We start from the raw sequence: 13,336 nt of genomic DNA on the forward strand, positions 1-13,336 counted from the left end.
CTCAGGCTCCTCGCAGGCTGAGCGGGCGGGTGTCGGGCCAGTGGGCGTCCACGAAGCCGGCGCATTCGTCCTCGGTGCCGTCGAACCCGGCCGGCGTCCAGCCGTCGGGGGTCTCGCGTGTGGCGGGGTACAGCGCGTACTGCCCCTCGTGGTTCACGAGGACCTGGTGGGTGGTGGGCACGGTGTCCTCCGGACTCGGGCGGAAGGGGACGGTCGGGCGCTCAGGCGCCGGTCGTGGTGGGGGTCGGTACGGGGGCAGGGGCGGGCGAATCGGCGCCCTCGGCCCGGAGCAGGGCGGTCAGCTGGTCCAGTACGGGCCTCGGGTGGCGCAGTACGGCGTGGTGGCCGCCCGTGGTGGTGTGCCGGGAGAAGGCGGCGGTGGTGATCGCGGCCCAGCCGTCCAGGTCGGCGGCGGTGACGGTCTCGTCGCCGTCGGCCCCCCAGGCATGGACGGGCACGTCGAGGCGGACGCCGGGCTTGTGGACGTAGCTCAGGGACAGTTGGGCGTCCTTGCGGAGCATGGCGACCATCAGCGCGCGGGTGTCCTCGTCGAGCAGCTCCGGGTCGAGCCCGGCCGTGTCGAAGAGCTTGTCCAGCTCCTCGCCGTCGTCGACGATGCCGCGGCCGGCCCCGTCCCAGTGGCCGGGTGCCCGGCAGCCGCTGACGACCAGGGCCCGCGGGGCGACGCGGCGGGAGACCTCGTAGCCGAGGAGGCCGCCGAAGCTGTGGCCGAAGACGATCAGCGGCCGGTCCCCCAGGGTGGACACCAGTTCGGCCGCGATGGCTTCGACGGCCTCGTCGAAGGTGTCCGGCATCGGTTCCCGCCAGCGGTTCTCCCGGCCCGGCAGCTGTACTCCGTACACCTGGGCGGTGCCGGCCAGCTCGGGTTGCCAGGAGCGGAACTGCTGGCAACCGGCCCCGGCGGGGGGCAGGCACAGCAGGGCGGGCAGGGCCCGGTCGGCGGGGTCGTCCGTCCAGGTGGAGATCCAGGTGCCCATGGCTCAGGCCCCTTCGGCGGTGTCGTCGGCCGGGCCGGCGGGGGTGGACGCCTCCCGCTCGGCGGACAGCCGGTCGAGTTCGGCGGCGAAGTGCCGGGCCGTCGGCTCCGCCAGCAACGCGCCGAGGCCCACGCGCAGTCCGGTGACGCGGCGCAGTTCGGAGACCGCGCGGGCGGCGGCCAGTGAGTGGCCGCCCAGCTCGAAGAAGTCCGCGTCGGGGCCGGGGATCTCGGTGGCGAGCACGTCGGCCCAGACGGCCATGACGACGCGCTCGCTCGTGGTCGGACCGCTGCCCGGGGCCACCACCGGTGTGCCCGGTGTCCGGTCCGGCGCCGCCAGGTACTTGGCCAGCGCCTCGCGGTCGGCCTTTCCGGTGCTGAGGGTCGGGATCCGGTCGAGCACCCGTACGGCGGCGGGCACCGCGGCCGCGGGCAGCTGCTTGCGGCAGCGTTCCACGACCAGCTCGGCGAGGCCCGCCGGGTCGGCACCGGGGGCCGCGACCACGGCGAGGCCGAGGGTCTGCCCCGCGGCGAGCGGGCAGCAGGCGGCGGCGACGACCTCGGGGAGTTCCGCGGCGATCCGCTCCACCTCGCCCAGTTCGATGCGGTGGCCGCGGATCTTCACCTGGTCGTCGCGGCGTCCCCGGTACTCCAGTTCGCCGCTCGGGCGGCGGACCACGACGTCACCGGTGCGGTACATGCGGGTGCCGCCGCCCTGGAAGGGGTCGGGCAGGAAGCGGCTCGCGGTGAGCCCGGGACGGCCCCGGTAGCCGCGGGCGACGGCCGGGCCGCCGAGGTAGAGCTCACCCTCGGTTCCGGCGGCGACCGGGCGGAGCTCCTCGTCCAGGACGTAGGCCCGGTAGCCGGGCAGCGGTCGTCCGATGGTGGTCACGTCGTCCCCTCGTCGGCTGTCGGCCCAGGTGGCGGCGATGGTCACCTCCGTCGGCCCGTACACGTTCAGCAGCTGGCGGCCGCGGGCGAACCGCTCGGCCAGCGCGGCCGGGCAGGCCTCCCCGGCCACCACGACCACTTCGGCGGAGTCGATCCCGGCGCCGTGCGCGGCCAGCAGCGAAGGGGTGAGGGAGACGGTGCGCAGGCCGACGGGCAGCGGCTCGCGGCCCTCGGCGGCGGCTTGGCGCAGCCCGTCCAGGGAGAGGTCGGTCAGGGCGACCCCTTGGCCGTGCGTCAGGTAGAGCAGGGTGCACCAGAGCCAGCCGTCGAAGGCGGGCGAGACGGCGTTGAGGCCGAGCCCGCCGGGGGGCAGTCCGAGGTCGCCGAGGGCCTGCACGAAGGTGTCCAGGCCCCGGTAGGTGACCTCGACCCCCTTGGGGCGGCCGGTGGTTCCGGAGGTGTAGATGAGGTACGAGCAGCTGTCGGCGGCGGGTACGGACACCCCGAGCGGCCCGGGGGCGCTGCGGCGGATGTCGGCGGGGGCCAGCAGGGTGATCCCGCCGGGCTCCAGGCCCGTGGGCACCTCGGGGGCGACCAGGACGGCTGCCCCGGCGTCGCGCAGGACGCGGCCGAGGCGCTCGACGGGATGCGCGGGGTCCAGGGGGACGGCGGTCGCGCCGAGGCTCCAGACGGCGAGCAGGGCGGGCACGCTCTCCCGGGACCGACCGAGCAGCAGCCCGACGGCGGTCTCCGGGCCGACCCCGGCCCCGGCGAGGGCGGTGGCGTACCGGGCGGTGCGGGCGGTGAGCGCCGCGTAGGTGAGGGTGCCGTCGAAGGCCTTGACGGCGGTCTCGTTCGGCTGTTCGCGGGTCCACCGCTCCAGGCGGGCGAACAGCGGCGGGAGCGCGGCGTCGGCCGGCTCGGCGGGGCCCGGTTCGGCCCGGGCCGCGCGCGGCGGTGCGTCGTCGGCCGGGGCGCCCGGGGCGGTGGCCCCGGGGGACTCGGCGTGCCGGTCGGTCATCCGTCGTTCCTCTCGGTGTCCGCGGGGCGGGCGGCCGCGGTGGCCCGCAGGCGCGGGCCGACCACCTGGCCTCCCGTGCCCTGCGGGAGCTGCATCGACTTGGTCTCCAGGAAGGCCTCCAGTCCGGCGGCGCCGCATTCGCGCCCGATCCCGGACTGCTTGAACCCGCCGAACGGGGCGGCCGGGTTGAACTGGCCGCCGTTGACGTCGACCAGGCCGGAGCGGAAGCGCCGGGCCACCGCTTCGGCGCGGGCGTCGTCGCCGGACCAGACCGCGCCGTGCAGCCCGTAGCGGGTGCCGTTGACGATCCGGACGGCCTGGTCCTCGTCGTCGTAGGGGATGACCGAGAGCACCGGCCCGAAGATCTCCTCCTGGCCGATCGTGCTCAGGGGGTCCACGTCGGCGAAGACGGTGGGCCGGACGTAGTAGCCGGTGTCCAGGCCGGCGGGCCGGTCGGGGCCGCCGCGGACCAGCCGCCCGGCGCCCTCCTCGATGCCCCGCCGGATGTGGTCGGTGACCCGTGCGTACGCGGCGGCGGACACCAACGGGCCGAGGTCGGTCGCGGGGTCGCGCGGATCGCCGGTGACATACCCGGCCATGGCCTCACCGGCGAGCGCCACCGCCTCGTCCTGGCGGTGCCTCGGGACCAGCAGCCGGCTCCATTGCAGGCAGGTCTGGCCGGTGTTGAAGAGCATCTGGTCGACGGTGGCGGCCACGGACGCGGCCAGGTCGGCGTCGTCCAGAACGAGGCTCGCGTTCTTCCCGCCGAGTTCGAGGTGGACGCGCTTGACCGTGTCGGCGCCGAGCGCGGAGACCTCGCGGCCGGCTCGGGTGGAACCGGTCAGGGAGACCACGTCGACCAGCGGGTGGGTGACGAGGGCGGTGCCGACGGTGGTGCCGGTGCCGACCACCATGTTGAAGACGCCGGGCGGCAGATCGGCCTCGGCGACGGCCTCGGCGAGCAGCCGGGCGTGCAGCGGGGTGATCTCGCTCGGCTTGTGCACGACCGTGCAGCCGGCAGCGAGCGCGGGGAGGATCTTCTGCACGGTGAGCAGCAGCGGGGTGTTCCACGGGGTGATGCACGCGGCCACGCCGGCGGCCTCGCGCACGACGAGCGAGTGGCCGACGCGCTCCTCGAAGGTGTAGGAGGCGGCGGTCTCGACGCAGTGCGCCGCCATGCCGAGGGAGAGCCCGACATGGGTCTGGCGGGCCATCCGGGCGGGCGCCCCGACCTCGGCGGTGATGGTCTCGGCGAAGCGGTCGGCCCGGACCTCCATGGCCTCGACGACCCGGCGCAGCAGCGCGGTGCGTTCGCGCAGCGGGGTGGCGGCCCAGCGCGGGAAGGCGGCCGCGGCGGCGCGCGCGGCGAGGTCGGCGTCCCGGGCGGTGCCCGCGGGCACGGTGGCCAGGGCGCGTTCGGTGGCGGGGTCGGTGACGACGAGGCGGCCGTCGGCGTCGGAGGCGACCCACGCGCCGCCGATCCACTGGTCGGTGTAGCGGGGCGGCAGGGGGGCCGCGTCGAGCTCGGCCCCGGCGGGTCTGGAGTCCTGTGGCTCGGTCGGCACGGTCAGCACGGTCACGGTGGGGTCCTCACTCGGTCACGGGATCACGGGCTCGCTGAACAGCTGGGTCGGGCTCACGCGGTCGCCTGGTCGGCCGCACGGGCCAGGGCGGCCGCGGCCCGGTTGTCGGGCCTGGCCCGCCGCACGGTGCGGGCCAGGGCGGTCGTACGGGCCTCCGGGCTCCAGGCGGGGGTCCCGGCCCGGCGGGCCGTCGGCCGCAGCGCGCGGACGGTGGCGGGTGGGGCGCCGGTGACGGCGGAGACGGGAGCGGCAGCGGCGGCGCGAGCGGCGGCCGGGATCAGGGTGCCCAGCAGCCGCTGGGTCTCGTGGCCGGGCGCCACGGCCAGCTCGTCGCGCATCCGGCGGGCGCACAGTTCGTACCAGCGCCGGACACAGGCGAGTTCACCGCGCCGGCCGTGCGCGGCCATCAGCGCGCGGTAGGTCTCCTCGTGGTGGCGGTCGATCTCGAGGGTGCGCCTGCAGACCTCGATGAGCTCCACGAAGTCCTCGCGGGCCTCGGCGTCGGCGCGCAGCGCTCCCAGGGCCCGCAGCGCGAGCGCCCGGAGGTACTCGCGTTGTTCGACGACCCAGTCGGCGCTCTCGCCCCGCAGGAACTCGCCGCCGTAGAGGCCGATCGCCGCCCGCAGCCGGGTGCGGGCGAGCGGGGCGTCACCGGCCGCGGCGGCGCGCAGGCCGGTGTGCACCAGTTCCTGGAACCGGTCCAGGTCGCACCAGAGGCCGGTGATGTGCAGGACGTACCCGAAGTCCCGGTAGACCAACTGGATCCCGGAGTCACCGGGGCGGTCGGGGTGGGCGTCGAGCACCCGGCGCAGCGCGTGGGCGGCGACCTTCAGGGAGCTGCCCGCGGCGGAGTCGGCGCCGGGCCACAGGGAGGCGTAGAGCCGGTCGCGGGTGAGCATCTGGCCACGGTGGACCGCGAGGTACTGGAACAGGCCACGGGCCTTGCCGGCCCGCCAGCGCTGGACGGGGGTGCCGTTGACGGTCAGCTCGAAGTCGCCCAGGAAGCGGACCCGTACGGCCGGTCCCGCTGTTTCGGTCGCTGCGGTGGTCATCGCGTCCTCCCGGTGGTTTTCAGCCTGCCGCTCTGCCTGCGAGGAGTGTGTCCGGGGGTTCTACAAGGGCCCTACAACGGCCGGATCCGAGCGGTGTAGAGCGGTGATAGGGGGTTTTTCGACACTGATGAGCACGACCACCCGAACCGCCGAATCCGAAATGAGGGCTGTTTCATGACCAGCAGCGACACCCGGCTTCAGAAGGTCGTCATCCTGGGCGGCGGCACGGCCGGCTGGATGACGGCCGCATACCTCGGAAAGGCGCTGCAGGGAACGGTCGACATCACCGTGCTCGAAGCGCCGACGATCCCGCGCATCGGTGTCGGCGAGGCCACCGTGCCCAACCTGCAGCGTTCCTTCTTCGACTACCTGGGCATCGCCGAGGACGAGTGGATGCGGGAGTGCAACGCGAGTTTCAAGATGGCGGTGCGCTTCGTCAACTGGCGGACGGACGGGCAGGGCGAGTCGGCGGCCCGTGAGCTGCCGGGCGGCGGTCCGGACCACTTCTACCACCCGTTCGGGCTGCTCCCCGACTACGACCAGACCCCGCTGTCGCACTACTGGTTCAAGCGCAAGTACGAGGGCCGCACCACCGAGCCGTTCGACTACGCCTGCTTCCGCGAGCCCCCCGTGATGGACGCGATGAAGGCGCCGCGCTGGCTCGACGGCCGGCCGGCCACCCGCTACGCCTGGCACTTCGACGCCCAGCTGGTGGCCGACTTCCTGCGCCGGTTCAGCACCGAGAAGCAGGGCGTGAACCACGTACAGGACGAGATGGTGCGGGTCGAGCAGGACGAGCGCGGCTACGTGACCACCCTGCACACCAAGGGCGGACTGGCGCTGGACGCCGACCTGTTCGTGGACTGCTCGGGCTTCCGCGGCCTGCTGATCAACCAGGCGATGGAGGAGCCCTTCATCGACATGAGCGACCACCTGCTGTGCGACAGCGCGGTGGCGACGGCCGTCCCGCACGACGACGAGGCGAACGGCGTGGAGCCGTACACGTCGGCGATCGCCATGTCCTCCGGCTGGGCGTGGAAGATCCCCATGCTGGGCCGTTTCGGCACCGGCTACGTGTACTCCAGCAAGTTCACCGACCAGGACACCGCCACCCGCGAGTTCGCGGACATGTGGGGCCTGGACGTGGAGGAGACGAAGTTCAACCACATCCGCTTCCGCGTCGGCCGCAACCGGCGCGCGTGGGTGAAGAATGTCGTCAGCATCGGTCTGTCCTCCTGCTTCCTGGAGCCGCTGGAGTCGACCGGCATCTACTTCATCACCGCCGCGATCTACCAGCTGGCCAAGCACTTCCCGGACAAGACCTTCAACGACGGTCTGATCAACAGCTTCAACCACGAGATCGAGGTGATGTTCGACGACACCCGCGACTTCATCCAGGCGCACTTCTTCTACGCGCCGCGCAACGACACGCCGTTCTGGCAGGCCAACAAGAAGCTCACCCTCCCCGACAACATCCAGCAGAAGATCTCCGCCTACAAGGCCGGTCTGCCCATCAACTCGCCGATCACCGACGAGTCGACGTACTACGGCAACTTCGAGGCCGAGTTCCGTAACTTCTGGACCAACGGCAGCTACTACTGCATCTTCGCGGGGCTCGGCCTCGAGCCGGACGCCCCGCTGCCCTCCCTGGCGCACCGGCCGGACTCGGTGGCCGGTGCCGAACCCCTCTTCGACGCGGTCAAGCGCCAACAGCAGAACCTGCTGGAGACGCTGCCCAGTGCCTACGACTACCTGCGCCAGTTGCACGGCGCGTAAGGCCCACCGCTCCCACGGCCCGGCAGTACGGCTCTCCCGCCGGCTGCCGGGCCGCAGTTGCTTCAGCCACCTCAGGAGTCAGACATGCCCCACCGCTCCGTGCCCCACCCCGCCGCACCGGACGAGTCGGCCGGGGGCCGGCCGACGGACCTCCGTCCCTTCATGGCCTCCTTCCCCACCGGGGTGTCCGTCGTCACCACACTGGACTCCGATTCCGTGCCGCACGGACTGACCTGCACCTCCCTCGCGAGCGTCGCCCTCGAACCGGCGACGCTCGTGGTGTGCATACGGGCGGCGAGCCCGACCCTCGCGGTGCTGCTCGCCGAGGGCCACTTCGCCGTCAACCTGCTGCACGAGCGGGCCCGCGGCACCTCGGACCTGTTCGCCTCGGGGGCGCCCGACCGTTTCGACCGCGTCGAGTGGCGGCTGCCGCTGGGGGCGGGCGGACCGCACCTGACGGCGGACGCGCACGCCGTCGCGGACTGCGCCGTGGTGAGAACCGTCGGCTTCGGGGACCATACGGCCGTCTTCGCCGAGGCCCGCCGGGTGACCGTACGGGACGACCGGGAACCGCTGCTCTACGGGCTGCGCCGGTACGCCCCGTGGTCCGCGGCGGCCGCGGCCCCACAGCCGGCAGCTCAGGCCGCGCAGGCCGCCCCGCACCGCGACCGGCCCGCCGCCCTGCGGCCCGCCGCGCCCGAGGGAGGTACCCGTGTCGTCCGTTGACCCGCTGCCCGCCCTGCTCGTCGCCGTGCCGGTGGTGATCCTGGCCTGCCAGGTGGGGGCGGCCGTCTGCCGCCGGTTCGGGCAGCCGCCGGTGGTGGGCGAGATCGCCACCGGCATCCTGCTGGGCCCGTCACTCTTGGGCTGGATCTGGCCTCAGGCACAGCATGCGCTCTTCCCGCCGTCCGTGCTGCCGTACACCTCGGTGCTCGGGCAGCTCGGGCTGCTCGCCTTCATGTTCCTGGTCGGGCTGGAGCTGGACCTGAAGAGCCTGCGCGGCCACACCCGGGTCGCGGTGGCCGTGAGCCAGGCGGGCATGCTGCTGCCGTTGGTCCTGGGCGCGCTCCTCGCGGTCGCGATGTACGGCGAGTTCGCCCCCGACGGGGTGGGCCGGATGCCGTTCACCCTGTTCATGGCCGTGGCCATGAGCATCACCGCGTTCCCGGTCCTCGCCCGGATCCTCATCGACCGGGGCCTGTACGGGACTCCGCTCGGCGCGCTCGCCATGGCCTGCGCGGCCGTGGACGACGTCGTCGCGTGGTGCCTGTTGGCCCTGGTGGTGGCCCTCGCCACCGCGGGGTCCCCGCTGGAGGCGGCCACCACGGCCGGACTCGCCGTGGCGTTCACCCTGGTGATGCTGTACGCGGTACGACCGCTGCTGGCCCGCTGGTCGGCCCGCGCCGACCGGGCCGGGGACGCTGCGGTCCTGGTGGCGTTGTTCAGCGGGCTGAGCCTGTCCGCGCTGGCCACCGACCGGATCGGCGTGCACGCGCTGTTCGGGGCGTTCCTGTTCGGGGTGGTCACCCCGCGCACCGGCCGGCGCATCGAGGCCTCGGCGGCCCGGCTGCGCGCGTTCACGGTGCCCGTGCTGCTGCCGCTGTTCTTCGTGCACACGGGTCTGCGTACGGACATCGGTGGCCTGACGGCCGCGCCGGAGCTGTGGCTCTGGACGGCCGCGATCCTGCTGGTGGCCTTCCTCGGCAAGTGGGGCGGCGCGGCGGGCGCGGCGCGCGTCTGCGGAAGACCCTGGCGGGAGGCCCTGTCGATCGGGGCGCTGATGAACTGCCGGGGGCTGACGGAGCTGGTGGTGCTCAACGTCGGCCTGGAACTCGGCGTCATCGGACCGCAACTGTTCACCATGCTGGTGCTGATGGCCCTGGTGACCACGGCGATCACCAGCCCGGCCCTGAGCCGGCTGCGCGCCGGGAAGGGGGTGAGCCGCCGGGCCCCGGCGCGGGCCGAGCCCGAAAGCGCCCTCTCCGGGCCCTGAGGGGCGGACCGGTACCGGAGGGTGTCCGCCCGCCCCGGCCGCACCACGGCGGTCAGGCGCCCTCCGGTCCGGTCGGTACGCACAGCACCGGGATCGGCGACAGGTGCAGCAGCTTGTGCGGGGTGGAGCCGAGCAGCGCGCCGCGCAGCGGGCTGTCGCCCCAGCTGCCGACGATGATGACGCGGGCCCGGTGGCGCTCGGCGGCGTCCAAGAGGGCCTGCGCGGGCTTCTCGTCGGCCACCTCGACCGAGGAGGGCACCCCGGCGGCATCGGCCTCCTCGACGGCGTGCGCGAGCGCGCTGCGGCCCGCCTGCCGGACGGCTTCGCGGTGGGCGCGGGACTCCTCGCCGGTGGGGCCCGGGGCGGCCGCGCCGTAGACGAGGACGAGGGGCTCGCCGAAGGCGGTGGCCACCTCCAGCGCCACCTGCAGCGCCCGCTCGGCGCCCGGTGACTCGTCGTATCCAAGGACCACGGACATCGGGGGCTCCTAGGAGGGTGTCTTGGGCTTCCCGGCATGGACGAGTTCCGGGTCGACGACGCCGCGCCGTTCCTGCCAGAACCTGCCGTCCCGGACCCGCCAGAAGCACATGACGGCCACGCCCACGAGCGCGATGCCGATGCCGATGACCAGCGGCGGGCCGAGTCCGAACCAGGAGACACCGCCGGCGGAGTTCTCCGGGTCGGACATGTCGCCGATCGACTCCACCAGCAGCCAGGTCAGCAGGCCGGCGCCGATCACCGGGCCGAGTCCGATCAGCAGGAAGTTGTGCACGTTCTCGAGGAGGTGCCGGCGGTAGTAGACGGCGCAGGCCAGGCCGGTGAGCGCGTAGTAGAACGCGATGAGCAGGGAGAGCGCGGTGAGCGAGTCCAGGAGGGCGTTCTCGCTGATCTGGTTGACGACGAGGTACCAGGCGATGGCGATGCCGGCCACCCACCACGTGCTCACGTCCGGCGTGCGGAACCTCGGGTGGATGTGCGCGAGCCGGTGCGGCAGCGCGTGCCGGCGGGCCATGGACAGGGCGGTACGGGAGGCGGGGATGATCGTGGTCTGGGTGGAGGCGAGGGCCGAGGTGCAGACGGCGAGGAGCACCACCCAGTCCCAGCCGCCCATGACCTCGTGGGCGAGGACCGCGAAGATGGCCTCCTCCTCGCCCGCGTTCTCGGCGAGGTAGGCGGTGCCCGCGTAGGCGACGACCGCGAAGCCCACGGACAGGTAGGTGACCAGCAGGATCACGGTCGACCAGATGCCCGCCTTGCCGGGCGCGGTGGCGGAGTTCTCGACCTCCTCGGTGAGATTGACCGCCGACTCCCAGCCCCAGTAGATGAACACGCCGAGCAGCAGCCCGCCGGTGAGGGCGGCGCCGCCCGCGCCGAAGGGATTGAGCCAGCTGAGGGACGGCTCGATCGAGTCCAGGGTGCTGGTGTCGGCGTAGACGCGGTAGATGGCGACCACGGCGAAGGCCAGCAGGAAGAAGACCTGGGCGAGGATGAGGACGTCCTGGAGGTGGGCCGAGAGCTCGGTGCCGATGACGCAGATGCCGGTCATGGCGAGGATCACCGCGACGGTGAGGCCTTGGCGGATCCAGGCGTTGGCGGCCCAGCTGTCGAGTCCGACGGCGAGCAGCCCGAAGTGCACGGCGACGTCCGCGAGTGAGCCGATGACCAGGACGCCGGTCATGGCGATGGCCCAGCCGCCGAGCCAGCCGGCCCAGGGACCCATGGCCCGGGTGACCCAGGAGAAGGTGGTCCCGCAGTCCTGGTCGACCTTGTTGAGGTAGTAGAAGGCGGCGGCGATCAGGAGCATCGGCACGAAGGAGGCCAGCATCACGCCGGGCGCGTAGATGCCGGCCAGCGCCACGATCGGGCCGAGGACGGCGGCCAGGGAGTAGGCCGGCGAGGTGGAGTTCAGGCCGATGACGAGTGCGTCGAGGAATCCGATCGCGTTGGCCTTGAGCTTCTCGTCCAAGCCCTCCGGTCCGGCACCCGCACTGCCTTCGTCCGTGTACGCGTCGTGACCCATGTACGAATGGTCACGCACGCCCCGGCGGCGCGCGAGGCGAGGCGAGCGCGTCCGGCGCCGCTGTCAGGGGCGGGTGTTCCAGCCCGCGATCACCGGGAGGTCGTGCTCCGTGGACAGCACGCTGACCGTCCCCGTGCGCAGCAGGAACAGTCGGCCGTGTTCGGGCTCCAGGCGCAGGTAGCGGGCGGTGAGGACGCGCAGGAAGTGGCCGTGGGCGACGAGCACCACGTCGCCGCCGCCCGCGCGGAGCACGGGGGCGACGCGGGCCAGGGCGCGGTCGGCGCGGGCGCCCACCTGGGCGGCGCTCTCGCCCGGGTGCTCGGCGTCGCCGGGCGGGACGCCGTGGGTCCACAGGGACCAGTCGGGCGTCGTCTCCCGGATCTGCGCGGTGGTGATCCCCTCGTAGCCGCCGTAGTCCCATTCGTACAGGTCGGGGTCGGCCTGGCCGCCGGTGAGGCCGGCGAGTTCGGCGGTGGCGACGGCCCGGCGCAGGGGGCTGGTCAGCACCAGGGCGGGCTGCTGGTCCCGGAAGAAGGGGGCCAGCGAGATGGCCTCCTCGACCCCGCGCGCGGTCAACGGCAGATCGGTGCGCCCCGTGTGCCGCCCGTTCGCGCTCCAGGCGGTCTCGCCGTGCCTCACCAGCAACAGGTCACTCATCCTCCGGACCCTATGTCTTCCGGCATGTCGGCGTCGGAGCACGGGGGCGGGCGTGTCACTGTCGGGCGTCATGGACGAGAACCGGGAGGCCGGGCGGAGGGCCGGTGCGCCGCTGCTGCCCCCGCACATGCCCGCGCTGATGGTCGTACTGACCGGGGTGACCGGGCTGGTGGAGGCGGTGAGCCTGCTGGCGCTCGGGCCGGCCTTCACGGCGATGCAGACGGGCAATGTGCTGTTCGTGGCCTTCGGGGCGGCCGGGGCGGGGAGGCTGGAGACGCTCGCGCCCGGGGTCTCGTTGGCCGCGTTCGTGGTCGGAGTGGTGGGCGGGTCGCATCTGGAGTCCGTGAGCGAGATCCGCGGGAGGCGCTGGTTCGTCATCGGCCTCCTCGCCGAGGCCGGGTTGATCCTGATCGCCGCGGGCATCGGCTGGGGGCTCGCTCCGCAGTACGGATCCCCGACCGTGCGGCATCTGGCGGCGATGGTGGTGCTGGCCCTGGCGATGGGACTGCGCAACACCACGATCATGCGGGCGAACGTGCCGGGCGTACCGACGACGCTGGTCACCCGGTCGATGACGGCCTTCATCGGGGCTTCGGCCATGGGACGGGAGAACATCTACGGGTACCGGACGGCGGGCTGGAAGCTGCGCGGCCTGTCCGTCCTGGCCATGTTCGCCGGCGGGTTCCTCGGCGCGCTGATGCTGCGGGCCGGCTGCACGGTCGGCCGACTGCTGCTGCCGGCCGCCGTGACGGTGCTGGTCGTGGGCCTGCTCTACCGGGGCCAGCCCGCGTTGCACACCGACCAGACACCCGGCCGGGAAAAGCCGGGGTGAGCGGGGCCATTGGTACAGTCGGGACGTGGCGGTGGACGAGCTCGACACCAGAATTCTGCGCCTGCTGATCGAGCAGCCGCGCACCAGTGTCCGCGAGTACGCCCGGATCCTCGGCGTCGCGCGCGGCACCTTGCAGGCACGGCTGGACCGGCTGGAGCGCACTGGCGTGATCACGGGCACCGGGCCGGTGCTCTCCCCCGCCGCGCTGGGCCATCCGGTGCTGGCCTTCGTGCACATCGAGGTCACGCAGGGCCATCTGGACGACGTGGGGGACGCGCTGGCCGCGGTGCCCGAGATCATCGAGGCCTTCTCGATCACCGGCGGCGGGGACCTGCTGACCCGGGTGGCGGCCCGGGACAACGGGCACCTGGAGGACGTGATCCAGCGGCTGATCCAGCTCCCGGGCGTGGTCCGCACCCGTACGGAGGTGGCACTGCGCGAACGGGTGCCGCACCGCTTGCTGCCGCTGGTCGAATCCGTGGGAAGAAATGCCAGCAAAACCTGACAGGATTAT

13 protein-coding genes are annotated in these 13,336 nt (G+C 73.3%); 5 read left to right on the top strand and 8 right to left on the bottom strand.

Annotated elements, in window-relative coordinates; genetic code table 11:
• Position 1: 1 nt before the first annotated feature.
• The 5 genes from BCL76_RS17645 to BCL76_RS17665 form a co-directional block, all read right to left on the bottom strand.
• Complete coding sequence (locus tag BCL76_RS17645; RefSeq protein ID WP_309136852.1) at positions 2-271, bottom strand: MbtH family protein; 270 nt, start codon at positions 269-271, stop codon at positions 2-4.
• The gene (locus BCL76_RS17650) at positions 222-998 is read right to left on the bottom strand and encodes a thioesterase II family protein (protein ID WP_109780452.1); all 777 of its coding nucleotides are present in this window, start codon (positions 996-998) and stop codon (positions 222-224) included. The genes BCL76_RS17645 and BCL76_RS17650 overlap by 50 nt, the downstream gene beginning before the upstream one ends.
• 3 nt (positions 999-1,001) lie before the next feature.
• A complete protein-coding gene (locus BCL76_RS17655; RefSeq protein ID WP_146228396.1) occupies positions 1,002-2,909 on the bottom strand; it encodes a non-ribosomal peptide synthetase in 1,908 nt (635 codons plus the stop codon).
• On the bottom strand, positions 2,906-4,417 hold the full coding sequence (locus BCL76_RS17660) for an aldehyde dehydrogenase family protein (protein WP_109780691.1): 1,512 nt from the start codon (positions 4,415-4,417) through the stop codon (positions 2,906-2,908). The genes BCL76_RS17655 and BCL76_RS17660 overlap by 4 nt, the downstream gene beginning before the upstream one ends.
• A gap of 128 nt (positions 4,418-4,545) precedes the next feature.
• A complete protein-coding gene (locus BCL76_RS17665; RefSeq protein WP_109780453.1) occupies positions 4,546-5,544 on the bottom strand; it encodes an AfsR/SARP family transcriptional regulator in 999 nt (332 codons plus the stop codon).
• A 174-nt stretch (positions 5,545-5,718) separates the two neighbouring features.
• Between BCL76_RS17665 and BCL76_RS17670 the strand changes: the two genes are divergently transcribed.
• The 3 genes from BCL76_RS17670 (at position 5,719) to BCL76_RS17680 (ending at position 9,313) form a co-directional block, all read left to right on the top strand.
• A complete protein-coding gene (locus BCL76_RS17670) occupies positions 5,719-7,320 on the top strand; it encodes a tryptophan halogenase family protein (protein ID WP_109780454.1) in 1,602 nt (533 codons plus the stop codon).
• Between the two features lie 84 nt (positions 7,321-7,404).
• Positions 7,405-8,046 (top strand): flavin reductase family protein, encoded by a 642-nt coding sequence (locus BCL76_RS17675; RefSeq protein WP_109780455.1) that lies wholly within the window; start codon positions 7,405-7,407, stop codon positions 8,044-8,046.
• A complete protein-coding gene (locus tag BCL76_RS17680; RefSeq protein ID WP_109780456.1) occupies positions 8,033-9,313 on the top strand; it encodes a cation:proton antiporter domain-containing protein in 1,281 nt (426 codons plus the stop codon). The genes BCL76_RS17675 and BCL76_RS17680 overlap by 14 nt, the downstream gene beginning before the upstream one ends.
• A gap of 52 nt (positions 9,314-9,365) precedes the next feature.
• Here BCL76_RS17680 and BCL76_RS17685 read toward each other — a convergent pair whose 3' ends face one another.
• The 3 genes from BCL76_RS17685 to BCL76_RS17695 all read right to left on the bottom strand — a co-directional run bounded on the left by BCL76_RS17685 (position 9,366) and on the right by BCL76_RS17695 (position 11,990).
• Positions 9,366-9,791 carry a universal stress protein gene (locus BCL76_RS17685; protein ID WP_109780457.1) on the bottom strand — a complete coding sequence of 142 codons (426 nt, stop codon included), beginning with the start codon at positions 9,789-9,791 and terminating at the stop codon, positions 9,366-9,368.
• Between the two features lie 9 nt (positions 9,792-9,800).
• Positions 9,801-11,333: an APC family permease gene (locus BCL76_RS17690; protein WP_109780458.1), complete on the bottom strand. Its 1,533-nt coding sequence runs from the start codon at positions 11,331-11,333 to the stop codon at positions 9,801-9,803.
• Positions 11,334-11,396: 63 nt separating this feature from the next.
• Positions 11,397-11,990 (bottom strand): histidine phosphatase family protein, encoded by a 594-nt coding sequence (locus tag BCL76_RS17695; RefSeq protein WP_109780459.1) that lies wholly within the window; start codon positions 11,988-11,990, stop codon positions 11,397-11,399.
• Positions 11,991-12,060: 70 nt separating this feature from the next.
• Here BCL76_RS17695 and BCL76_RS17700 point away from each other — a divergent pair, with 70 nt between their 5' ends.
• Together BCL76_RS17700 and BCL76_RS17705 are read left to right on the top strand one after the other, a co-directional pair.
• The gene (locus BCL76_RS17700; RefSeq protein ID WP_181382598.1) at positions 12,061-12,822 is read left to right on the top strand and encodes a YoaK family protein; all 762 of its coding nucleotides are present in this window, start codon (positions 12,061-12,063) and stop codon (positions 12,820-12,822) included.
• A 25-nt stretch (positions 12,823-12,847) separates the two neighbouring features.
• Positions 12,848-13,327, top strand: a complete 480-nt coding sequence (locus BCL76_RS17705) for an Lrp/AsnC family transcriptional regulator (protein ID WP_033214198.1) — start codon at positions 12,848-12,850, stop codon at positions 13,325-13,327.
• Positions 13,328-13,336: the final 9 nt, after the last annotated feature.

This window comes from Streptomyces sp. CG 926, assembly GCF_003148825.1.
In the GTDB taxonomy this organism is placed as follows: domain Bacteria; phylum Actinomycetota; class Actinomycetes; order Streptomycetales; family Streptomycetaceae; genus Streptomyces.

Excerpts from the sequence above, each read along its gene's own strand:
- BCL76_RS17690 (WP_109780458.1), bottom strand. The coding sequence starts at position 11,333 with ATGGGTCACGACGCGTACACGGACGAAGGCAGTGCGGGTGCCGGACCG.
- BCL76_RS17670 (WP_109780454.1), top strand. The coding sequence starts at position 5,719 with ATGACCAGCAGCGACACCCGGCTTCAGAAGGTCGTCATCCTGGGCGGC.
- BCL76_RS17685 (WP_109780457.1), bottom strand. The coding sequence starts at position 9,791 with ATGTCCGTGGTCCTTGGATACGACGAGTCACCGGGCGCCGAGCGGGCG.
- BCL76_RS17675 (WP_109780455.1), top strand. The coding sequence starts at position 7,405 with ATGCCCCACCGCTCCGTGCCCCACCCCGCCGCACCGGACGAGTCGGCC.
- BCL76_RS17650 (WP_109780452.1), bottom strand. The coding sequence starts at position 998 with ATGGGCACCTGGATCTCCACCTGGACGGACGACCCCGCCGACCGGGCC.
- BCL76_RS17695 (WP_109780459.1), bottom strand. The coding sequence starts at position 11,990 with ATGAGTGACCTGTTGCTGGTGAGGCACGGCGAGACCGCCTGGAGCGCG.
- BCL76_RS17665 (WP_109780453.1), bottom strand. The coding sequence starts at position 5,544 with ATGACCACCGCAGCGACCGAAACAGCGGGACCGGCCGTACGGGTCCGC.
- BCL76_RS17700 (WP_181382598.1), top strand. The coding sequence starts at position 12,061 with ATGGACGAGAACCGGGAGGCCGGGCGGAGGGCCGGTGCGCCGCTGCTG.
- BCL76_RS17655 (WP_146228396.1), bottom strand. The coding sequence starts at position 2,909 with ATGACCGACCGGCACGCCGAGTCCCCCGGGGCCACCGCCCCGGGCGCC.